This is a genomic window from Enterococcus sp. DIV1328a, assembly GCF_050536905.1.
Taxonomy (GTDB): Bacteria; Bacillota; Bacilli; order Lactobacillales; family Enterococcaceae; genus Enterococcus; species Enterococcus faecalis.
Map to the genome: position 1 here is coordinate 2,639,748 of NZ_CP172912.1, position 22,401 is coordinate 2,662,148.

Genomic DNA, 22,401 nt, shown 5'->3' on the forward strand with positions numbered 1-22,401 from the left:
TACCTTTACTTTTACAAGGAAAACCCTTTTTGTCAATAGATAGCCCTTTTTATTGCTCAGATTGTTGTTCTTCCTCTTTTTTCTTTTTACGATACAAGAAGAAAATCAATAAGAGCAGCGCTAGAATGATGAATGCAATCAGTAGATACAACCACCAATTGGTTCCTTTAATGGTTACGTCTTTTTCATTTAATTCTTTAGCGACGTCCCCAGAAATAGTAAATTCTTTTGTAAATTCCCATTTGTACAGGTACCGTTCTTCACCATTGGCGCCTTTGACTTGATAGGTGCCCTTTTCATCTTTTACACCATAGGCCGTTGATTTCAAGACATATTTCCCTGGCGTTAATCGTTCCCCTTTTAAAGAAATTGGGTAACTAAAGTTAGAGTTTGGCGCCACTTGCATATCCTCAGTATCGGATTGGTAAAGCGTTTCGCCTCCTTTTGAAACAGTGTTGATTAAATGTAATTGGTTTAAATAGGCCGCTTGTGGGTTTTGTAAAGAAACATTGATGACGTTTCGCGCGTTGACTTGGCCTGGTTTAACCCCCAGTAATTTTAAATCTGGTTGAACCTTTGTCTCATTTTGCTGAAGAATAATGGCCACAACATAGGAGTATTCATTATTAATAGCTAACCCTTTTGATTGATCCGCAGAAGTCGTGGTTTCTTTCTTTTTCTCTTTGAGTGTTATGCCGCCAGCCATCACGCCATCAAAAGAATCTTTAGGCATCGTGATGGTTAAAGGTAAGGTCTTTTGGGAATGTTTCGGCAAGATGATTTCTTTCGGTGCTTCCACATAATCTTTTAAGTTAAAGCGTAAAGTTTTGTCAGGTTTGATCCCGTTTTGGCCATATTCTACTACGCCATTTAAATTCGTTGTCGCTGAGTTTACCGTATTTTCAATGGTAATGTCTTCATCTGTATCATTACGTAACTGTATTTCTACGGTTTGTTTGGCACCAGGCGCCATTTTTAAGTCAAAGTAGGTTTTTGATTTATCCACTTGATTTTCGGGAATTGTTGGTGTGACCGCAAAATTAAATTCAGAAGCGTGCGCCTCCACGCCAATCCAGCCAAATAACATACAAGCGATTACCGTTGCATATACTTTCCATCTGTTCATATTCATTCTCCTATGTCTGTCATTCTTTGTTGTATTATAAGCACCAAAAGACCGAAAGATAAGCCAAAAATTTTTGACTTATATCCCGATCTTGCGTGTATGCTGTCGTTCTTAGTTTCCTGTGTTAGCAGGTGTATCTGTCAAAGTCCAAGTAAAAGTTGTCGTGTATTTTTTCGCATATTTTGTGGTTGAACCAGGTACTTCTAATGAAATACTTGTTTTAGCGGCATCTACACTATCGCCCCAGCTCATTAAGTACGTACCCGCACCTTCTTTATCGCCAGCAGCCATGACCACTGATTCAGCTCCAGTTGGGTTTAATTCAATCGTAGCTGGCGCTGTCGTTGGTTTTGCAGATTGTGAAGCTGAAACCACGCGTCCGTTGCTTAAAGTTACTTTAGCCGCTGTTAGTTCTTGGTTGGCTTCAGTTTTGAATTGACCATTTTGTTTTACTTTTAACGTCCAACCTGTTTCAGTCCCACGATTATCTGAGACTTGAACAAAGTTCGGGCCTTCTTGGTCGGCACCAGCATTATCTTTGTATTTTTGTGTTTCTGCATAGTAGGTCATATTTTTTGAGGTAATCGTTTGTTCCCCAAAAGATAAGCTAGATGCATAGTCAATGGATAACGGACCTGCTGTCCCTGGCTTAGGCCCTGTCGGATCAGTTGGATCAACTGGCGTAATTGGTTTATCCGGATCTGGATTCGTCGGATCAACTGGATTCGTTGGGTTCGTATTTGGTGCAAATTGAATCGCTCCGTTTGTTTGGTATTCACCACCGTCGACTGCTAATGCACTCATTGGTACAAGTGCCAGTGCGCCTAAAGTTGCGGTTGCCATCAATGTCATTACTTTTGTCTTTTTCATTTATTTCCCTCCATTATTTACTGGTACATCTGAAAGTAGCCAAGTCAATGTTGTTTTATATTGTACTGCATCCTTAGGGGTTTTCCCGGGAACAGTTAGTGAGATTGCCCGTGTGATTGTGGCATTTACTTGCTGTCCTTGTTGATTTTTTTCGGTCACTTTTTCTGCTTGCCCCCACAGCGTGATCCACGTTCCGGCGCCGGTCTTTTCTGGGGCTTGCATGACAACAGTTTCTGCGCCCGCAGCATCTAATTGAATGTTTGCGGTAGCAGTTGGCGGCAATACGTCCGTCGCATTTGAGCGCACACTGGGCTCAGTAAAGGCGACGGTGGCGCCTGTTAATTCTTTGTGTAATGTTTCTGCATTACGAAATTGACCATTTTGTTTCACTTTTAAAACCCAGCCAGCATTGGTTCCCCGTAAATCACTTACTTGTACATAATTAGCAGTTGCCAATTCACTTGCTGAACCATCTGGATTTTTATAGGTTTGCGCTCTGGCAAAATACGTTTGATCCTTATTCGATATCTCATTACTCCCAAAATCCAAACTTGAGGCATAATCGATGGAAAGCGGCCCAGGGGTACCTGGATTAGGTCCATCAGGATTCGTTGGATCGACTGGTCGAACTGGTTTTTCTGGATCGGGATTTTCTGGATTTACTGGATCCGTCCCATCTGTGCTTGGGGTAAAAACAATCGACTGTTCGCTATCAAAAACGACCGTCGCCGCTTCAGCAGGAACAGTGGCGCCAAGCAACATTGTTCCGAATAACAAGGAGTAGACGACTGTTTTTTTCATTTACTTAGCCTCCAACATTCGTTGGTACAGATTTCAATGTCCATGTTAAGGTCGTACGATATTCTTTTGCTAATTTAATCGCTTTACCTGGGACATTTAATTTCACGGCAGTAGCACCTTCTGTCGCATCTTTCCCAAAACGATAGACCCAAGTCCCCATTCCTTTGCCATCTTCTGCTTTGACTAATTCTACTTCTGTTCCAGGAACAAAGGTATGTGCTGCTGTTGGTGTTGGCGCGTATGCGGCATCAACAATCGATGTCACACCTGCATTGGCAATCGACAAAGCGGCCCCAACTAATTCTTCATTTTGGGCTGTTTTGAATTGCGCATTTTGTACAGCGCTTAACGTCCAGCCTTCTTGTGTCCCACGTTTATCCGTTACCTGAACATAGTTGGGACCTGTTGTTCCATCTTTAAATGTTTGAATTTGTGCGTAATAATCTTTCGTATCGGAAGTGATTTTTTGGGCGCCAAATTGAAAGCTTGAAGCATAGTCAATTGATAAGGGGCCTGCAGTCCCTGGTTTTGGTCCAGTTGGGTCAGTTGGATCTTCTGGTTCAACTTTTTCATCTGGATTGGTTGGGTTAACTGGCTTCGTTGGATCTGTATCTGGTTCAAATGTAATGGCGCCATTACTTGTATAGTTCACGTTAATGTCTTCCGCAAATGCTTGTTGTGTCGCTAAGACACCGCTAAATCCTACAATCCCTACTACTGCTAATACTGTTTTTTTCATCTTCTCTTCTCCTTTTAATAAATAATATGCCTATAGTGATAAGGCTGATTCCCAAATAAATAAATGGTGCTTGATTGGTGGTACCTGTCGCTGGTAATCTTCCTTGTCGCGACCCATATACGCCAGAAGAAAGGACGGATGAAGCGCCTCCGTCAGCTGGCTTGGTGGGTTCGGTCGTTGTGGAAGAATTACTAGTCGCTGTTGTCGACTCTTCTGTGGGATATTCATACGTTCCATAAAAGGAGACAACACCACTATTTTCATAAGCTGCTTCCCCAAACGCAGTGTCTGAATGACAGAAGCTGAAAAGACCTAAAAAACAACTAAGCAAAAGGTATTTTTTCATCTCACTTCTCTCCTCCTTGTTATGGTGCCATGACTAATGACCATGACAATGTCCCTTTGAATTCGCCAACTTTTTGTTTCTCGACTGGCACAGATAGTTTAAGTCCCCGTTGGTTTGCCGCACCCCAACCTTGGTTAATTGTATAACTACCTGAACCGGAGCCTTCATTTTCTGTAACAACCGTATCTCCTTTATTGAGTAAAAATTCTCCTTTGTCTGTAACCAATGACAAATCTTCCAATTGATCTGTGCCGTTCGTTAAGGGATTCGTTACCTGAACATTCAGTTTCCAAGGCGTACTTTCTGTCCCGCGTGTGTCTTGAACGACTAAATCATCTGAAAGAGTTGGCCAGTAAACTTCTGGCTTGGCAGAAATTTTTTGTTTGCCAAAATCAATTGTTTTAGGTACTTTTTCTAACGTTAATTCACCTGAAATAGACACATTGACTTTTTTATTTAACGTTTCGCCAGCTTCTGTAAATTGATAATTGGCTGGCACCGTTTTAGCTAATTCTTCTGGTTTCGCTTGCTGAATGGCTTGGAAGGTTGCGGCATCAAGACTTGGTGTTTGATTGGCCCGACCATCTGCGAAAATCACCGTTGCTTGTGTCCATTGTGCCAACTCGTCTGAATTCGTTAAGCCATTTGCTTCTTTTAATTTCAAATGCGCACTTGTCGCATACAAGGCAAACGAACGATCTTTGGCAAGGACACTTTCATTTTTCACAACAACTAAATGAACCGTTTTGTTTTGCAAATTATCCCCTGACGTCCCTGCTTCTAATTGAATATCATGTGTCCGCGATACAGTTTTTTCTGCTAACGGCGCTTGAATTTGTGGTAAATCCGTCTCTTTTAATGAGGTTTTGAAAAACGGCCGACCTTTTGCGCCAAGCATTTCTATTACTTTATCGACAGTCGTTAGTTGCGCTGCCTCATCTTCTGTGACAATCACCGATTGCCCCGAAAGTTCCACTTTATTTGAAAATTGAACTTTCACCTGATAACTGTAGTTCATATTCGTCGCTTTCCATGAAAGCGGGGTGGTATCTTTTTGCTCTGGAATTTGCTCTATCGCGCTCCCAACTTCACTAGATTTAACCGTTCCTTGGTGCAACCAAGAACCTGTTACTTCGTCAGGAAGGAAGCTTAGGGTTGGTGTTAAAGCACTTGAGGTCGGAATCATCAAACGTCCTTTTTGAACTTTTTGTCCAGCTACTTCGGTGCCCCACGCTTGTAAGGTTAACGGCGCATTGCCAGCTTTGACCTCTTTTACATCATGAGAAATAGTACCTGCACCTGCCACAATTCCAGGCGTTTCCACTTCGTAATCGATGATGGAGCCAGGAATTGCTATTCCATAGCCATTGGCGCCCTTGGTCACATCGTTATCGCCAATAAATGTTTTTCCAGTCGCTTTTTCAATCCCATGAAACGTTGTTGGCGTAAGTTTTGTAGCATTATTGACCGTTGGATTAATCGTCAAGACCTGATAGGCTTTGACATTTCCAAACCAAGTCCCTGTGCTATCCACCAAAGCAGTTGTATCTGTCGTTGGTTTAATCCATAAAAGTTCATCTTTTGTTGGATCGACAGCTTCAAAATCCGCAATGTTTACTTTACCTGTACCAGGAATTGTTTCTAATGTTGCATGATCCTGAACCGTTAGTTTGCTAGCTGAAATTAAATTGGCCGTGTTGGTGATCCCAATTCCAGCGTTTTTAGATAGATGAATTGATCCGAATTCATTGTAAGTCGTACTATGATTCGCGGCAGTAGCAGAAACGCCATTTTTGATGTTCCCACCATTAGCCATTAATTTAATGCCATTGGTGACATTTAATTCCGTAAAGTTGACAACGCCTAAGCCTGTCGCATTTAGTGGTTCTGTTTGATAGTTATTGGTGCCGTCAACGTTAGTCCCAAAGTTAAAGGCCACTTTATTTGAACTAGCATTCACAATTGCATTAGTAAAATTATCTGTTGATGAACCACCGGATAAACCGTTAATACTAACTGCACCTTGAACATTTGCGGTAACATCACGTAAGATTTTTCCGCCACTGATATTGGAATACTGTGTCGCATATAAATTTCCAATACTAGAACCCGCCGCTTGAATATTCATTGTAATCTTGCCGTTCTTGGTATACGCAGCATTGGTTCCACCATCACCGTAAATGCTGGCCCCATTTAAAGATTCCACACCTGTTTTAGTGAAAATATTTAAAGTAATTGTGTTTGATTCATCCGTTCCTAGTGTCGTATTTTGACCATAGGGCCGACCACCAGTAATGTAGGTATTACCAGGCAACTTAAACTCTCCGTTGTAATTTCTTAAATCAATTAAGAGTTTGGCATTTCCAAGAAGTGAGCCCGCATTGGTAATCCCACCTGAAAAACCGTTCGCGCCTGTCCGAGGAGTTCCTGAGAAATTTCCTCCGTAGATGCGATTGTCTGAATTACCAGTAATTGTATGGCCACCGCTTGCTCCATAAGAAGCGCCCATCGAAGCATTAATTACTCCTTCATAAACCGTTACACCGACATTCCCAACATTTTTGGCATCATTCCAGCCACCGCCTGAAAGAAACCAATCGACTTGACCATTATTAACGATTGTTTGACCGTTTCCATAAACTCGAGCTGCTTGATAGCCTGTTCCTTCTAATGTGTCAGCAATCCCGCCATTCAATGTGTTAGAAGTATTGCCTTCAACGACACCTGAAAAAGAGCCACCATATGTCCAGCGAGCAATGGTATTATTTAAAACAGTCTTAGTATCTCCTTTTATATAGATATCCCAAGTATCATTACTAGCAGGATAGCCGCCGCCACCAACAATATCCCAACCTGAATTATTACCACGACTTTTATTGGTCGTTGAATAATCTAAGCTTGTCGGTTTTGCGCCTGAATAAGCCATACCATCGCCACCTAAAGACCCATCACCATTCGCTGTTCCCACTTCAATTGTTGTATTTCCTTCGATATAACCGCCGCGGCCAGCTGCAGTTGAATAAATTGCACCATTATTAAACGAACCGCTGACTAATTTAGAAGAAATATTTCCGAAAACTTTAAAAGCTGCTGCCGATTTGGCTAATTCTGCTCTTTGCTGTGGTGTATAAGCATCATACGTTGCTTCATTTGAGGCCCCAATTTGACTCTTGTTAAATTTCGAAACATTGTTACCAGCACCGCCGTTAAAATCATTAATACCACCAGCGGAATTCGTTCCTGCTGTAACCACATTCGTAATATCTCCGATGATCGTTCCAGAATATTGGTTGCCTCCTTCAAAATCTGCACGACCCGCACTATACAACTGTGTATTTAAATTTGTAGTAATTCCATCAGTCGTACGATTCGTTCCTATATCGCCACGGGAAGAGCCACCAATAAAACGTTGACCCGCTGTATACCAACGGCCATATCCAGAAATATCGTTTGTTACTTTTCCACCAATATTTCCGTATTGAACACCGCCATAATACGTACTTAATTGGAAACCTGTAGCAGCATTCGTAATCGCAACCTTTGTTGAGACGTTACCAGTAACATTCGCTGTGTTGGTTGCGTTGGTCCCATAACCGCCCCCATAAATTGAAGCAATTCTGCCACCAGAATCATTGACAACCAATGAAGTATTCCCAGTCACTGTCCCAATATTGGCGCCCCCACTTAATGTATTTAGTCCGCTCCGTGTATTGTTAATAACAATCGTAGGATTTCCAGCTAAATTACCACCATTTTGGTTTCCGCCATAGAAATTCCATGTCCCTGTACCTGTACTATTTACTGTTAAAGTTGGGTTTCCTGAAACATCTCCTGTATCCGTTCCACCGTATACGGTCAGACCGTTTCCACTAGAACCGCCATTCAAGTTCAAACTGTAACCATTTAAATACATATTCGTACCTGTATAGTTTAGATTTCTCAAAGTGATGTTTGAGCCAAAAAAGATATTTTGATTAAATCCTAACGTCTTAGAACCCGTTGGCGCCGTTTGATCCATACTAATCGGATCCGCACTGTTTCCAGTAATCACTAAATGATTGACCTTGCCTTGCAAGGCGTAAAAAGTCATATTACTTGCCGTAACGGTGTCAGGAATCACTTTAGCGGTGGTCGCCGCACTCGTCGTAATATTGTTTCCTATATAAAGAGTGAAATCGCCATTGTTTCCCTGTTGATACAAATCAAACAAGGCTTCTTTCAAGCCAGCCTCTGTCGATGCATATTCTTTGTACGCTGCTCCATCTCCTGCTGGACTTGGCACAACAATCACTTTTGTTTTATCCGCAGGAGCAATTGTGTCCGCAATGGACTGATCAACTGAGATAGCTCTGGCCATGCGTGTCAGTTTCTGTTTAAAGACAGCCGTAAGTTGTGTATCTTCTGAAAACTCTAATTGAAGAAGTTCTTCATTTGTATATGTTTTTCCTTGGTAAGACCAGCCAACGAAAGTCGCATTTTCCTCACTATTCGCCCATTTTGGTAATTCTTCTGTCCGAAGTGGCTGATTTTTTTCTTTTACCACTTGATAACTTTTGGCATCATTTAGAAACAAAGCTTGATCCGTTGTTTCAAAGGTCAAGGTGATTTGCTTCTGCTCTTCGCTTGGTTTTGTTTCTGTGGAAGAGGTGGTTACTTTTTCTGTGATAGCACTAGATTCCGTCATTGATGACTGTTCTGTAGAATGTGCGCTGCTTTCTTTTGTTGCTTCACTTGTACTGGTTTCTGCTGTTTTTGGCTGTGTCTGCGTACGTTCCGTTTGTTGCTCCCCTTCAATCGCCCACGCTGAAACAGATAAAAATGGTTGTACAAGTAAACAAGTTGCCAATAAAACAGCGATTTTCTTTTTCATTAACTTCATCACTCCTCCCTCGAAGTAAACTTTCCACAACCAACCTATGGCTCAAGTATACGAAGTTTTCTTCTGATTTTTTTAAAGATATTTTCTTAATTTCAAAAAAAAAATTTATTTTTTAATTTTCTTTTTGTTAACTAAACGAATTTTTTGCTGTTTTTGTAAGATAAAAATGTTAATTTGTTCACAAAAATAACAAAAACGTTATTTTTAACATTAAAATTAACAAACGAGTTCGTAGTATAGCACGGATTTTTTCTCATGTAAACATCATTAAATAAACATTTTTGTTTAATTTATACATATTTCTCAGCTAAAAAAATGACAAAAATAAATAAACAGAGGCCTTAGAAATATTTCTAAGGCCTCTGTTTATTTATACGTATTCACAAACTGGACTGTTTCTTGGTAACATTGTTTAGCTTCTTTTGTTTGATAGTCGAATTGATATTCGTGGGTGATTGTTGCTTTCTTATCTTTGAAAAAGAGAGTTGAAACTGGAACATTTAAAGTTTTTAACCGCTGAACCAAGGCTAGTCCTTGATCTTGGAATGAAAAACTATTGCCATCTGTTAGATACGTCGGGGGAAATTCTTTGGTGACTTTATCCACTAAACTCACTTCTTGCAGTTCTGCACTCGTCTGCCAGTCTTTAGTGCCGAGCAAGGACCAAGCCACTGTTTTAACGAAAAATTTCATAAAACGATTATCACTTTGTTGGTTGGCCATTTGTTTCAAATCCACCGGACCACAATACGAGAGTGTGCCTTTTAAATGGCTAGCCGGCAACGCTGCAGTCATCCCTAGTTCTTTGGCATAGTTGGCATTGGTTTGAACTGTTGCATATTGTAGAGCAATCTGTGCACCCGCACTGTCCCCGCCAATAAAAAGCTTAGATAAATCTAACATGGGATATGCTTGTTTCTTTTCTAATAAAAATTGAACAAGTTCATTGACCTGCTGGAGCTGGCTTGGATAAGGTGCGTCTGGTGCTAATTCATAATTCATTGAAATAAAGGCAACTGAGGAATCAGCCACTAAACGTGTCGCAAATTCTTTCATCCCAGACTTATCTCCTCCCACATAGCCACCACCATGGACCCATAAAACGACTGGTACCGCTTGTTTTGACGTTTGGGGATAATACAAATCAAAGGTATTCTTTTTTCTTGAAGAAGGGTATGTTTGATTTTCTTGCAATTGAACATTGGGCAATGCTTTATCATAGGAAGCTGAATCTTTTATTTCAACTTCGCCTGCGAATAACTGGTTGATGACCCAAGCGCCTGGCTTAGGAGATAATTGAAAGGCGAGAAACACACCTAAGCAAATAACCACAATGATTCCTAACAACCAAAGGATAAAACGTACGATTTTTCTTTTCACTCTATTCACCTGCTTTAATTTGTAGCAAAATTATAGCATGTTTTTTAGCCAAAGCGTTTATTTTGAAACAGCTTTTTTAGAATTTGATGTACTTTTATCATTTGAAATGCCCTCTTAAAAGCTGTAAAATGAACAAAATGACTTTAACCTTTAGGAGGTTGCCAAATGAAAGCTCTGATTTCCATTGATTATACAAATGATTTTGTCGCCACAGACGGAAAACTAACCACTGGTGCCGCTGGACAAGCTATTGAAACGGCCCTTGTTCAACAAACAAAGCACTATTTTGACAATGGCGATTTTGTGGTTTTTGCCATTGATGGGCATGACCCCCTAGATCGCTATCATCCTGAAAATAAACTTTTCCCGCCCCACAATGTCTTAGGAACTGACGGGCGTAATCTGTTTGGCTCGCTAGCTGATTTTTATCAAGCTCACAAAAATGAGGCAACCGTTTATTGGATGGACAAACGGCACTATTCTGCTTTTAGTGGCACGGATTTGGACATTCGGTTACGAGAACGAGGAATTACAGAGCTTTGTTTAACTGGTGTTTGTACAGATATTTGCGTGTTGCATACGGCTGTTGATGCCTATAATTTAGGCTATCAATTAATGATTCCTGAACGCGCCGTTGCTAGTTTTGATGAACAAGGACACGAATGGGCGTTACGCCACTTTAAACAAACTTTAGGAGCAACCATTCTATAAAAAGACTGGTCAATCCTTCCATGCGCCCTATCTATACTCAAAAAATCCTGTAAACAACACAAAAGCCAACCTTACTATGGATAAGGTTGGCTTTTTTACACTCATTTTAACTCCGAGCCTGCGGATTAGTGATAACTAGCATTCACAGAATAAGCAGAGACTGCTAGCTGATAGAAATTAGCTACTCATAAAAAAGTGGGATTCCTCACTTTTTTATAGACCAATGACCGTTGCAAAGAAAGGAACTACTAAAACAGTAACTACGCCAACCACTACGACAGAAATACTAGCCATAGCAGCCTCTGTTTCACCCATTTCCATGCCAACTGCCACACCTAGGGCATGTCCGGCCGCACCTAAAGCTAAACCTTTGGCGATTGGATTGTTAATCTTAAACCATTTCAATGCAATTCGACCCAAGGCATAGGTTAGTACACCATTGAAGATTACGGTAAACGCCGTAATAGAAGCAATGCCGCCAACAGTTTGAGAAATAGGTACGGCAATCGCTGTTGTAGCAGCTTGTGGTAAGATTGAGGCCACTAAATGATTATCCATGCCAATCACTTTTCCTGCAAAATAAACAGCCACTAACGAACCAAAAGAACCAATTGTTAACGCCGTTAAAATTTCTAACCAATATTTTTTCAACACGTCTCTCTTTTTATATAAAGGAATCGCAAACGCTACTGTCGCAGGTTCTAGAAAGAAGCTGATATATTTGCCACCTTCATTGTATTGCTCGTAACTAATTCCTGTTACTTTTAAAACGACAACGCCTAAAATCATCGCAACGAATAATGGCGTAAATAAGAAGAAACCTTTGCTTTTTTTAAACAACCAAGTACCTATGCCAAATACAGCTAATGAAATAATAATGCCAACATACGGATTCATGCGCGAACCTCTCCTTTCGCTTTCTTCGTTGCTGCGGGTTCTTTTTCTTTTCGAGCATCTTTCATATGCAATAAAAAGGCGCCCGTCCAACCAGTCGTTGCTAGTAACGCTAATGTTGCTACTAAAATAACAAAAACAATTTGAACGCCAAATTGTTGCATAATCCCTAAAGAATTAACTAAGGAAATCCCTGAAGGAACAAATAAAAATGTAATAACCGTTGATAAGCTATTACCTAGCCCTTCCACTTGCTCCAATTTAACAACTTTTGTACATAAACCAATGAACAATAACACCATGCCAATTACTGAAGCAGGCATTGGTATTGGGGAAATGAACGCCAAGCCGTTGGCGATTAACATAATAATGGCAAAAACTGCTGCTTGTTGTAAAAATGAATATACTTTCTTTTCCATTCTTCTTCGCTCCCTTTTGTCTGTTTTCTATGGGTTAAGTATATAAAGAAAACGTTTTTTTAAGGGCTTTTTTTCATGAAATGCCAGAATTTCTTCACCAAATGCAAAAATCACCACTTGAAATGCATTCGACATTTCAAGTGGTGATTTTTTAACTTAAGCCAAGTTTTTCTTTAAATTCTTTGACATATGAACGGCTAACAGGTACTTTTGAGCCGTTGGTTAAAATTACTTGCAACGTGTTATTAAACCACGGCTGAATTTCTTGAATTTTTGTTCGATTCAAGATGAAACTTCGGTGCGTTTTAATAAAGAGCGTGGCAGGTAATTTTTGTTCGATACTGTTGAGGGTCCCTGTCATCTTATAAATTTGTTGATCCACAAAAATGCTCAGTTGCCGTTCTTCAACAGAAACGAGGTAAATATCTTCTGGCGCCACAAGATAAATGCGGTCTTCCCCTTGAATAGGTATTGCTTCAGATTTTGGTCCTTTTTCGGCAGTGTTTTCTGGGACAGCTTGAGCCATTTCTTTCGATGCTTTTTCAATGACTTGTGTTATTTTTTCTTCTTCAAAAGGTTTCAAAATATAATCTTTTGCATTCACTTGAAAGGCCTTTAACGCATATTGATCATAGGCGGTTGCAAAGACCAAGTAGGGCGCTTTTTTAAGATGGGTTAATTTTTCCGCTAAATCAAACCCGCTTTCATCGGTCAAATGAATATCTAAAAATAACAAATCTGGCTTTTGATCCATCATCTCTTCCATTGCCTCCGCCACAGAATCCGCTTCTGCAACGCTCGTCACTTGCGGATGTTGGGAAACAAGATAGCTCAATTCTTCTCGTGCTAAGGGCTCATCATCAACGATTAATACGTGCATCTAATTCCTCCTGTTCCATCGGGATTTCTAAATGAACATGGCTCCCGCCTGTCTCTAAATTTTCAATTAAAAAACAACCTTCTGATCCATAAAGGTTCGCCATTCTGCGGGACAAGTTTTCCAGTGCCGTGCCGGTGCCTTTTTCCGAAGTCACTGTCGTCTTTCCTAATAGCAAGCGGCGTTCTTCGGGAATCCCTTGCCCATTGTCATACACATCCACATGTAATTTATGTTGTTTTGCTTTGACCACTACCCGAACTTGATTGTTCTCCTTCCGGCTGCCAAATGCATGCTTGATGGTATTTTCCACTAACACCTGAATCGCATACGGCGGTACTTTTTCTGAAGCAACCGCTTCTTCCACGTCAAATGTTACTTGATAACGATTCGGAAACCGTGCTTGTTCTAATGACAAATAGGCTTTTACTTGTTCTAGTTCTTGTGAAACTGGGATCGTAGTTTGCACGGCTCCCTGTAAGTTGCCTCGAAAGTATTTACTTAATTGGAGCAATAGTTTCCGCGCTTTTTCACTGTCTTTCCGCATTAATGCGGAAATAGTATTGATGGCATTAAAGAAGAAATGTGGGTTCACTTGCGCTTGCAAGGATTTAATTTCAGCTTCTTTAAGTAATTTTGATTGTACTTCCGCTTCACCTAATTCAATTTGTGAAGAAAAAATTGTCCCAAGACCTTCTGCTAACTGCTCCTCGACATGCGTTAACTGCGCTGGATCCGTAAAATACATTTTTAAGGTGCCAACAATTTGCTGATGGGAAAATAATGGAATCACAATCGCCGCTTGCAACGGACAATTAGGGTCCGAACAACCAACTTCTTCTTTGGCATGTGCGATGGTCATTCGGCCCGTCCGTAACACTTCCCGAGAAAGCTCTGTAATGACTTCTAGCTCTGGAATATGATGGTCGCTTCCTGCGCCAACATGAGCTAAAATTTGATGACTGTTTGTCATGCTAATCGCACTGACTTTTGTATAATGCTTAATAATCTCCGCAACTTTTTTGCTGGAATTTTTATTGAGTCCTTCTCGAAAATATGGCAGTGTTTCCGCTGCTAATTCCAAAACATCGTGCGTCTGAACCGCTTTGGCCTGCTCTTCTTGTTTCAATGTCGTCGTTAGAATCGACATAAAAATGAACGTTCCTACGCTATTTAACAAAATCATCGGCAGCGCAATAAAACGAACCAACGTGGCTCCATCCGATAGATCACCGCTGAAAAAGAAAATAAACATCATCTGAATCATTTCCATACACGCTCCGACAATGGCAGAAAAGCCGGCAGACGGAAAAACGGTTTGCTTTGCCATGCGGCTCCCTAAAAAACCAGCAATTAAGCCAACAATTAAAGAAGCAGGCACATAAAAGAAACTATGCCCCCCGCCTTGAATAACCCGATGAAAGCCAGCAATTAAACCAACCGTACTGCCGACAATCGGACCACCCACTAATCCAGAAACGCCAATTACTAACGTACGCGTATTCGCAATGGAAGCATTGCTGCTTAAATAGGTTAGTAAATTATTGGGAACAATCTGATTCTTAGCGATTTCGATACCTGTAAAATTAGAAATAATAGCAAATAAACCAAAAATCAAAATCAACTGAACTTTTGAAGACATTTTTTCACGACTTAATAAAACACGCTTAAAATAAGGCACATTCACTAAAAGAAAGGCCAGTAAAATAATTAAGCCCACCCGTTCCATCATTAAAATAAATAATTCGACCACACCGGCACCTCCTTCCTATTAACTATACTATAAATCAAAGAAAAGAAAAAAATGAAGCTTCTCAAAAAAGAGGCTTCATTTTTTCTATTCATTAAAACGCAGGAATATTAGCGCCTTTAGAATTTTTCTTGATGTATTCAGCAACTTCTTTTGTTGTCATCGCTTCTTTTAAAACCTTGATTTTTTCGCTATCTTTTTCGCCTTTACGTGTCACAACTTGCAATGCGTAATGTTTACTTGCTTCTTCATCTTCTAACAAAATCGCATCTTTCGTTGTTAAACCAGCAGGTTCTAAGTAGGCTGGGTAGCAGAACACCATAGCGATGTCTTTTTCATCATAGGCTTTAGCTAAATTCAGTAAATCAATGCTTTCAAAAGTGATGTTTTTAGGATTTTCCACGACATCTTCCACCGTGCCGTTAAAGCCGACACCTTCTTTTAATTTAATCACGCCGTTTGCATTTAAAATTGCTAAAGCACGACCTTCATTGGTTGGATCGCTAGGAATCCCCACTTTGGCATTTTCAGGTAAATCTTTCGCATCTTGATATTCTTTTGAATAGAAACCACCAGCAAAATAATAAATCGGTTGCACAGCCACTAAATCAGCTTTTTTCTCTTTGTTAAACATTTCCATGAAAGGTTGATGTTGCGCAAAATTAGCATCCGCTTCGTCATGTTGCACGGCATCGTTGTAGGCAACATTGTCGCTCACTTCCATAATGTTAATTTTGTACCCTTTTTTCTCAGCTTCTTTCTTGGCAATCTCCAAGATATCTTTTGAAGATTCCAATTGCACGGCAACGGTAATCTCCTTATCTTCTTTCTGGTCTGCTTGTTTATTTCCCCCACAGGCAGCTAAAATGACTGTTGCAATAACAGCGAATGTTGCTAAATAAAACTTCTTCATTCTTTTGTCCTCCTACTTTCTTTTGTCTAGTTTTTGGGCAATGAAGTTCCCAAGCATTTGTAAAATGAAGACCAGTGCAATCATAATCACAATGGCAACATACATAATACCGTATTCATACCGTTGATACCCGACACGAACTGCAAAATCGCCAATCCCGCCGCCACCAACAACACCCATCACCGTGGAATATGAAACCATACTCACTGTCGTGGTTGTGTAAGCAAGAACCAATCCGCTACGTGCTTCCACCAATAAAAAGTGCCAAATGTATTGGACTTTCGAGGTACCTAACGAATTAGCTAAAAAATAAATTTCTTCTGGAACATCCAACAGCACTTGTTCAACCAAGCGAGCAAAAATCGCGATCGCAACAATACTCAATGGCACAGATGAAGGAATTGGGCCAAATGCCTTTCCTAAAACAGAACGAGTGACTGGAATCAACGCAATCACAAATAATAAATAAGGAAACGAGCGAATAACAGTTACAATGAAATTTAAAACCCAATACAGCCAAGGTTGATGCCCTTTGACTTTCGGATTAGCCAAAAATAGTCCTAATCCTAAAGGCAAGCCGACAAGCAAACAGATAGCCATCGAAATCGACATCATAATCCCTGTTTCTTTTAAACCAACCAGCATAGATGGCCAATATTCGGCAAAGGTTTCTGAAAAAGTCATGGACGCAAACTCCTTTCCACTTTTTCTAAATAGGAAAGCGGTTCTTCCTCATATTGCTGAGGATTATTCAGAAATTCGCCAATTAACTGACCTTTTTCCATCACTAAGATACGATTACATAAGCGCTTCACGGTTTCTAATTCGTGACTAACAAAGAAAATAGTCGGTCGGAATTCCTGATGCGTCTTATGTAATAGTCGAACGACACTTTCTGTATTTTCTTCATCTAATGAACTCGTTGCCTCGTCACATAATAACCATTTTGGATTACGGCTCAACGCTCGAGCAATAGAGACACGCTGTTTTTCCCCACCAGAAAGCTGAGCAGGATACGCTTCTGCCTTATGGGCCATATCAACAAACGTTAATAAACGCTCAATTTTTTCAGGCTGTTTCTCTTTTAAAAGTTTCAAAGGCAACGCAACATTATCATAAATTTTCAAATTTTCTAACAAATTGTAATGCTGAAACACCATCCCCATTTGTTGTTGCTGCTGGCGAACTTCTTTTTTAGAGAAGGTTTGAACATTTCTACCATCAATACGAATCTCCCCTTCACTCGGTTGTTCCATTAAATTCAACAAACGTAACAACGTGGACTTGCCAGAGCCACTTTTCCCAACAATCCCAACGATTTCTCCTGGTTGGACAGAAAAGTGAATATTTTTTAACGCGTGTGTCTCTTGATAGACTTTCGACACATTCACTAACTCAATCATGATTACCTCCTAAAGGCCGACAAACAAAATATAACAACTAAAAAAACTGTATAACAATTAAAGTAATTCTGTGAAACGATTTAAAAAAACTATTACGAATTAAAAAATAACACACGTTTCGCAAAACAGCGTTATACCAGAGATGTAACTACTTACATCATCTACTAAAACAGAAAAAAAAGCAACCTTTTTATTTGTGAAAAAAACACTATCTGTTTTTTGTCTGTATTATTTTGTACAAATGAATTAAAAATTTCCTGTTTCTACAGCTATTTCCCTACGCTCCTCTAAAAAAAGACATTCTCAGAAACGAGGCATCCAAAAAGGGAAAAGCGCTCGTAACGATAATGTCTCTAATGGTTTACTTTTTAAATACAACTGTTTCTTCGACAGTAATTCTTTCAGCTAATGATTGAATCACTGGACAGTTTGGGGAGACAAGCTTCAAACACCGTGTCGCCCGTGCTTGAAAGGCTTCTGGAACAGACACATAAAAGAGAATCGTCACCTGTTTTAATGGTTGTGCGCGTCTCTCTACTTCTCTTGAATACGTGACTTCTATTTTTTCAAACTCAAAGGGAATGTGCGAATTTTCCAAAACGGATTGATACACGTACCCCCCACAAGCGCCAATTGCCGAAACGAGCATTTGAACTGGCGAATATCCCTCTTCTTTTGCTAACACCCAGCGCGCTGTTTTCGTTTGTAATTCAAATTTTTCCACACCACGAATAATCGTCAAACGTTCTACCATTGCCATCTTCACTCCTTTTTACTCTTTCTTAAAAGATACTACAAAACAGCGCTAAAACAAACATTTCTAACTTCTCAACTTAGCAAGTCCTAAAAAAAACGAAATTCTAACTTGACAAACAACGCAACACCTGATAATATACTTCCGTTCAAATCGTAACCGTTACGATTTATATTTTATAAATCCAAAAAGAAAGGAAGTGCCTTATGGCTAAAAAATCAAAAATTGCTAAAGCAAAAAAACAACAAGCAATGATTGCAAAATATGCGCCTATTCGCCAAGCCTTAAAAGAAGCTGGCGATTATGAAGGTCTTAGCAAATTGCCAAAAGATGCTCATCCAAGTCGCTTAAAACTCCGCGATCAAACAGATGGGCGCCCACGTGGCTACATGCGTAAATTTGGCATGTCTCGGATTCGTTTCCGTGAATTGGCTCACCAAGGCTTGATTCCTGGCGTCAAAAAAGCAAGCTGGTAACTCATTATTTCGATAAAGACAACTAGCGAGGACGGTCGCATTTGGGCTGACCTCGCAGCCCCCTTTATCTTTTATACGCAATTAAAAAAATCAAATTGGAGGACGGTACTATGCGCCAAACCATTACGTTAGCTTGCGCTGAAACTGGCGAGCGCCTTTACTTAACAAGTAAAAACAAACGAAATACACCAGAAAAATTACAGCTGAAAAAATATTCACCAAAATTACGGCGCCGCGCACTTTTCACTGAAGTCAAATAACAGGAGGAAAACTTGATGGGCATTCCAATCACCATTGTTTCTGGCTTTTTAGGCGCAGGAAAAACAACCTTAATTAACCATGCGCTTGCGCAGTCACCGTTTCCTAAAGAAGAAATTATTATTATTGAAAATGAATTTGGTCAAACAGGCGTTGACCACGCATTACTTTTACAAACCACGGAACGAATTATTCAATTAAATAACGGTTGCATGTGTTGCAGCTTACGAGGAGATCTTCTTGCCTCTTTATCAGCAATCTTAGAAGTGTACCAAGAAGAACAACAACCCATTGCCCAAGTCATTTTAGAAACAACGGGCATTGCTGATCCGCAACCAATCATTCAAACAATTTTAACGACCCCGCACATCAAAAATCATTTCTATATAGACAGTCTCTTAACGGTCGTTGATGGGCATCATTGGCAACAGCAACTTCAAGAAACCGAAGCCATCAAACAACTGGCCTTAGCAGATCGCCTCTTTTTTTCTGTCAAGGAACCAGCAGACAGCACTCAGCTACCAACGTTCCAAGAAACCCTTCGTACCATTAATCCTTTTGCTGATATTTTATCCTTTCAAGCCAACGAGCCTCTTTTGGCTAGTGACTTTTTTCAATTAAATAAGTTTACGGCAACACTTACAGAACACGAAATGACTCATTCCCCGCATGAGCACGCCCATGAGCATCATCACCATACCTTTCACTCCCTCACGCTAACGGCGTCCTCAGCCCTCAACGAACCTCTTTTCACTCGTTGGCTTGATTGGTTAATGTATACACATCAGGAAAAGTTATACCGTTTCAAAGGGATTCTCGCCTTACAGGAGCATGACTTGGCCATTGCCATGCAAGGCGTCAACCAGCAAGTGGCCTTTCAAATGACGAATCAACCCCCTCAAGAAACAACAATTGTTCTGATTGGCAAAGAATTAGAGACAAAAAAAATCCAAGAAACCTTTCAAACCCTCAACAAAATAGCTACTCCGTAAATTATTTTTTACGAAATGGAGGTCCTATATATAATGGAAAAAACTGACTTATCTAGCGCTTATCGTCGACTGAAAAGTCCCAACATCAAAACACGAAAACGCGCACTTAAAATCATTAAAGAACATAAGCGCAATAAACAAAAGAAAATTGCGTAATTCACTAAAGGAGCACACCTATGAAAAAATTTACTCTTCCCCTGTTAGCCGCCTTAGCGCTAATCCTTTTCGGCGCTTGCGGCAAAACAAACACCTCTGATAAAACCGCTGACGGTAAAGAAAAACTATCCATTGTCACGACTTTTTATCCTATGTACGATTTCACTAAAAATATTGTAGGCGATGAAGGAGACGTCAAATTGTTAATCCCTGCTGGTTCTGAACCCCACGATTATGAACCATCCGCCAAAGATATGGCTACCATCCATGATGCGGATGTTTTCGTTTACCACAATGAAAATATGGAATCTTGGGTACCAAAAGCTGCTAAAGGCTGGAAAAAAGGAGCCCCGAACGTCATTAAAGGTACCGAAAACATGGTCTTACTTCCTGGCAGTGACGAAGACGGACACGACCATGACCACGAACATGGCGAAGAAGGCCACCACCATGAATTAGACCCGCATACTTGGGTTTCGCCCCATCGTGCCATCCAAGAAGTCACAAACATCAAAGAACAATTAGTCAAACTTTACCCTAAAAAAGCCAAAACATTTGAAACAAACGCAGAAAAATACTTAACAAAATTAACAGCCTTAGACAAAGAGTTCCAAACAGCTTTGAAAGACGCTAAGCAAAAAAGTTTTGTTACCCAACATGCTGCATTTGGTTATCTTGCCTTAGATTACGGCTTAAAACAAGTGCCAATAGCTGGTTTAACACCTGAACAAGAGCCCACTGCAGGGCGCTTGGCAGAGTTGAAAAAATATGTCACAGACAATCAAATTCGCTATATTTATTTTGAAAAAAATGCCAACGATAAAATTGCTAAAACGTTAGCTGACGAAGCAAATGTTCAATTGGAAGTCCTAAACCCGCTAGAAAGTTTGACACAAAAACAAATGGACAATGGCGAAGATTATCTTTCTGTAATGAAAGAAAACTTAACTGCTTTGAAAAAAACAACAGATACAGCCGGGAAAGAGGTTCAGCCAGAAACCTCTGAAAAAACAGAAAAAACCGTGGCTAACGGCTATTTCAAAGACAGTGAGGTGGCTGAGAGAACACTGACAGATTACGCTGGAAATTGGCAATCCGTCTATCCTTTATTAAAAGATGGCACATTAGACCAAGTCTTCGATTACAAAGCGAAACTGAAAAAAGATAAAACACCAGCCGAATACAAAACCTACTATGATGCCGGCTATCAAACCGATGTCGACCACATCAACATCACTGATTCCACCATCGAGTTTCTGGTCGATGGCAAACCACAAAAATTCACCTATAAAGCAGCCGGTTATAAAATTTTAAACTATGCAAAAGGCAACCGTGGCGTCCGTTTCCTTTTTGAAACAGACGATGCCAATGCTGGGCGGTTTAAATACGTCCAATTTAGCGACCACAACATCGCACCAACGAAAGCCGCTCATTTCCACATCTTCTTCGGCGGCGATAGCCAAGAAAGTCTGTTCAATGAAATGGACAACTGGCCAACGTATTATCCAAACGACTTAAGCAAACAAGAAATTGCCCAAGAAATGATTGCGCATTAAGCATTCAAAAGAGAGGAGGTAGCATTAGCTAAAATGCTGCCTCCTCTCTTTTTTTATTTAGTCAAGCACACCATGTTCTGCTTCAAACGTCGCTAACAACTGGCGCACTTCATCCGTTGATTTTGTATTCATTAATTGTGCTCTTAAATCACTGGCACCTGGAAAGCCTTTAACATAAATTTTAAAGAAGCGATGCAGCCCAACAATGGAGCGAGGCACCAATTCTGCATATTTGTCTTGCAAATCCAATTGTAAACGTAGCAAGCCCAGTAATTCTTGTGGCGTATGTGTTTTGGGTTCTTTTTCAAAGGCATAAGGATTTTTAAAAATCCCCCGACCAATCATGATGCCATCTACACCATATTGTTCTGCTAATTCTAGGCCCTTTTGACGATCTGGAATGTCCCCATTAATCGTAATTGTCGTTTGCGGTGCGACACGGTCCCGAATAGCCATAATTTGCGGAATGACCTCCCAATGGGCATCCACTTTGCTCATCTCTTTTCGTGTTCGCAAATGAATGGATAGATTCGCAATGTCTTGCTCTAATAAATGCGTGATCCACGCCTCCATTTCCGCCATTTCAGTAAACCCAATGCGTGTTTTGACACTAACAGGTAAGCCACCTGCTTTGGCGGCGTCAATCAATTCAGCCGCAACTTCTGGGCGCAAAATTAGCCCGCTGCCTTTTCCACGCTCAGCCACGTTAGGCACAGGACAGCCCATATTTATATCTAATCCTTGAAAGCCCATCTCCGCTATGCCGATACTCATTTCACGGAAAAATTCCGGTTTATCTCCCCAAATATGTGCCACCATCGGCTGTTCATCTTCTGTAAAAACGAGGCGCCCGCGCACACTGTCTTTCCCTTCAGGATGACAATAACTATCTGAATTAGTAAACTCTGTAAAAAACACATCTGGTGCTCCAGCTTCTTTCACGACATGACGAAAGACCACATCAGTGACATCTTCCATTGGTGCTAAAACAAAAAAGGGCTTTGGCAATGTTGCCCAAAAATTCTTGCTCATCTTCATATACTCCGTTTCTGATTTTTTCTTTATTTTCAACGACAATTGTCGACATATTCTGGTGCGAAA

At 40.4% G+C, this 22,401-nt stretch carries 22 protein-coding genes; 6 read left to right on the plus strand and 16 right to left on the minus strand.

What is annotated here, in order from left to right; genetic code table 11:
• Positions 1–49: 49 nt before the first annotated feature.
• The 7 genes from IGL93_RS12710 to IGL93_RS12740 form a co-directional block, all read right to left on the minus strand.
• The gene (locus IGL93_RS12710; protein WP_002372747.1) at positions 50–1,132 is read right to left on the minus strand and encodes a DUF916 and DUF3324 domain-containing protein; all 1,083 of its coding nucleotides are present in this window, start codon (positions 1,130–1,132) and stop codon (positions 50–52) included.
• Between the two features lie 105 nt (positions 1,133–1,237).
• Complete coding sequence (locus tag IGL93_RS12715; RefSeq protein WP_010776192.1) at positions 1,238–1,996, minus strand: WxL domain-containing protein; 759 nt, start codon at positions 1,994–1,996, stop codon at positions 1,238–1,240.
• On the minus strand, positions 1,997–2,797 hold the full coding sequence (locus tag IGL93_RS12720) for a WxL domain-containing protein (RefSeq protein ID WP_002385162.1): 801 nt from the start codon (positions 2,795–2,797) through the stop codon (positions 1,997–1,999). It lies immediately after the preceding gene.
• Positions 2,798–2,801: 4 nt separating this feature from the next.
• Complete coding sequence (locus IGL93_RS12725; protein WP_002354838.1) at positions 2,802–3,536, minus strand: WxL domain-containing protein; 735 nt, start codon at positions 3,534–3,536, stop codon at positions 2,802–2,804.
• Positions 3,493–3,882, minus strand: a complete 390-nt coding sequence (locus tag IGL93_RS12730; RefSeq protein ID WP_002354835.1) for an LPXTG cell wall anchor domain-containing protein — start codon at positions 3,880–3,882, stop codon at positions 3,493–3,495. Before IGL93_RS12730 ends, IGL93_RS12725 begins: the two co-directional genes overlap by 44 nt.
• 19 nt (positions 3,883–3,901) lie before the next feature.
• Complete coding sequence (locus tag IGL93_RS12735; RefSeq protein ID WP_010776193.1) at positions 3,902–8,761, minus strand: hypothetical protein; 4,860 nt, start codon at positions 8,759–8,761, stop codon at positions 3,902–3,904.
• A gap of 366 nt (positions 8,762–9,127) precedes the next feature.
• The gene (locus IGL93_RS12740) at positions 9,128–10,141 is read right to left on the minus strand and encodes an alpha/beta hydrolase (RefSeq protein WP_010776194.1); all 1,014 of its coding nucleotides are present in this window, start codon (positions 10,139–10,141) and stop codon (positions 9,128–9,130) included.
• A gap of 165 nt (positions 10,142–10,306) precedes the next feature.
• Between IGL93_RS12740 and IGL93_RS12745 the strand changes: the two genes are divergently transcribed.
• Entirely contained in the window at positions 10,307–10,852 is a 546-nt protein-coding gene (locus tag IGL93_RS12745) for a cysteine hydrolase family protein (protein ID WP_002389413.1), read from the plus strand.
• Positions 10,853–11,065: 213 nt separating this feature from the next.
• On the opposite strand, the gene lrgB is transcribed toward IGL93_RS12745, so the two are convergent.
• The 8 genes from lrgB to IGL93_RS12785 all read right to left on the minus strand — a co-directional run bounded on the left by lrgB (position 11,066) and on the right by IGL93_RS12785 (position 17,868).
• Positions 11,066–11,749 (minus strand): antiholin-like protein LrgB, encoded by a 684-nt coding sequence (gene lrgB, locus IGL93_RS12750; protein ID WP_002354830.1) that lies wholly within the window; start codon positions 11,747–11,749, stop codon positions 11,066–11,068.
• Positions 11,746–12,165 (minus strand): antiholin-like murein hydrolase modulator LrgA, encoded by a 420-nt coding sequence (gene lrgA / locus IGL93_RS12755; RefSeq protein WP_002354829.1) that lies wholly within the window; start codon positions 12,163–12,165, stop codon positions 11,746–11,748. The genes lrgB and lrgA overlap by 4 nt, the downstream gene beginning before the upstream one ends.
• Positions 12,166–12,316: 151 nt before the next feature.
• Positions 12,317–13,045 carry a LytR/AlgR family response regulator transcription factor gene (locus IGL93_RS12760; RefSeq protein ID WP_002385157.1) on the minus strand — a complete coding sequence of 243 codons (729 nt, stop codon included), beginning with the start codon at positions 13,043–13,045 and terminating at the stop codon, positions 12,317–12,319.
• The gene (locus IGL93_RS12765; protein WP_010706971.1) at positions 13,026–14,795 is read right to left on the minus strand and encodes a sensor histidine kinase; all 1,770 of its coding nucleotides are present in this window, start codon (positions 14,793–14,795) and stop codon (positions 13,026–13,028) included. The genes IGL93_RS12760 and IGL93_RS12765 overlap by 20 nt, the downstream gene beginning before the upstream one ends.
• Positions 14,796–14,886: 91 nt before the next feature.
• Positions 14,887–15,705 carry a MetQ/NlpA family ABC transporter substrate-binding protein gene (locus IGL93_RS12770; protein ID WP_010776195.1) on the minus strand — a complete coding sequence of 273 codons (819 nt, stop codon included), beginning with the start codon at positions 15,703–15,705 and terminating at the stop codon, positions 14,887–14,889.
• A 12-nt stretch (positions 15,706–15,717) separates the two neighbouring features.
• A complete protein-coding gene (locus tag IGL93_RS12775) occupies positions 15,718–16,389 on the minus strand; it encodes a methionine ABC transporter permease (protein WP_002368484.1) in 672 nt (223 codons plus the stop codon).
• Positions 16,386–17,108 (minus strand): methionine ABC transporter ATP-binding protein, encoded by a 723-nt coding sequence (locus tag IGL93_RS12780; RefSeq protein WP_002354824.1) that lies wholly within the window; start codon positions 17,106–17,108, stop codon positions 16,386–16,388. Before IGL93_RS12780 ends, IGL93_RS12775 begins: the two co-directional genes overlap by 4 nt.
• A gap of 361 nt (positions 17,109–17,469) precedes the next feature.
• Positions 17,470–17,868: an OsmC family protein gene (locus IGL93_RS12785; protein ID WP_002394733.1), complete on the minus strand. Its 399-nt coding sequence runs from the start codon at positions 17,866–17,868 to the stop codon at positions 17,470–17,472.
• A gap of 200 nt (positions 17,869–18,068) precedes the next feature.
• Here IGL93_RS12785 and rpsN point away from each other — a divergent pair, with 200 nt between their 5' ends.
• The 5 genes from rpsN (at position 18,069) to IGL93_RS12810 (ending at position 21,300) form a co-directional block, all read left to right on the plus strand.
• A complete protein-coding gene (gene rpsN / locus IGL93_RS12790; RefSeq protein WP_002354822.1) occupies positions 18,069–18,338 on the plus strand; it encodes a 30S ribosomal protein S14 in 270 nt (89 codons plus the stop codon).
• Positions 18,339–18,448: 110 nt separating this feature from the next.
• Entirely contained in the window at positions 18,449–18,598 is a 150-nt protein-coding gene (gene rpmG / locus IGL93_RS12795; RefSeq protein ID WP_002354818.1) for a 50S ribosomal protein L33, read from the plus strand.
• A gap of 15 nt (positions 18,599–18,613) precedes the next feature.
• Positions 18,614–19,588, plus strand: a complete 975-nt coding sequence (locus IGL93_RS12800) for a CobW family GTP-binding protein (protein WP_010776196.1) — start codon at positions 18,614–18,616, stop codon at positions 19,586–19,588.
• A gap of 33 nt (positions 19,589–19,621) precedes the next feature.
• Positions 19,622–19,744, plus strand: a complete 123-nt coding sequence (locus tag IGL93_RS12805; RefSeq protein ID WP_002383181.1) for a putative metal homeostasis protein — start codon at positions 19,622–19,624, stop codon at positions 19,742–19,744.
• A 20-nt stretch (positions 19,745–19,764) separates the two neighbouring features.
• Positions 19,765–21,300: a zinc ABC transporter substrate-binding protein AdcA gene (locus IGL93_RS12810; protein WP_010776197.1), complete on the plus strand. Its 1,536-nt coding sequence runs from the start codon at positions 19,765–19,767 to the stop codon at positions 21,298–21,300.
• 57 nt (positions 21,301–21,357) lie between these two features.
• Here IGL93_RS12810 and IGL93_RS12815 read toward each other — a convergent pair whose 3' ends face one another.
• On the minus strand, positions 21,358–22,332 hold the full coding sequence (locus tag IGL93_RS12815) for a tRNA dihydrouridine synthase (RefSeq protein ID WP_010713692.1): 975 nt from the start codon (positions 22,330–22,332) through the stop codon (positions 21,358–21,360).
• Between the last annotated feature and the right edge of the window lie 69 nt (positions 22,333–22,401).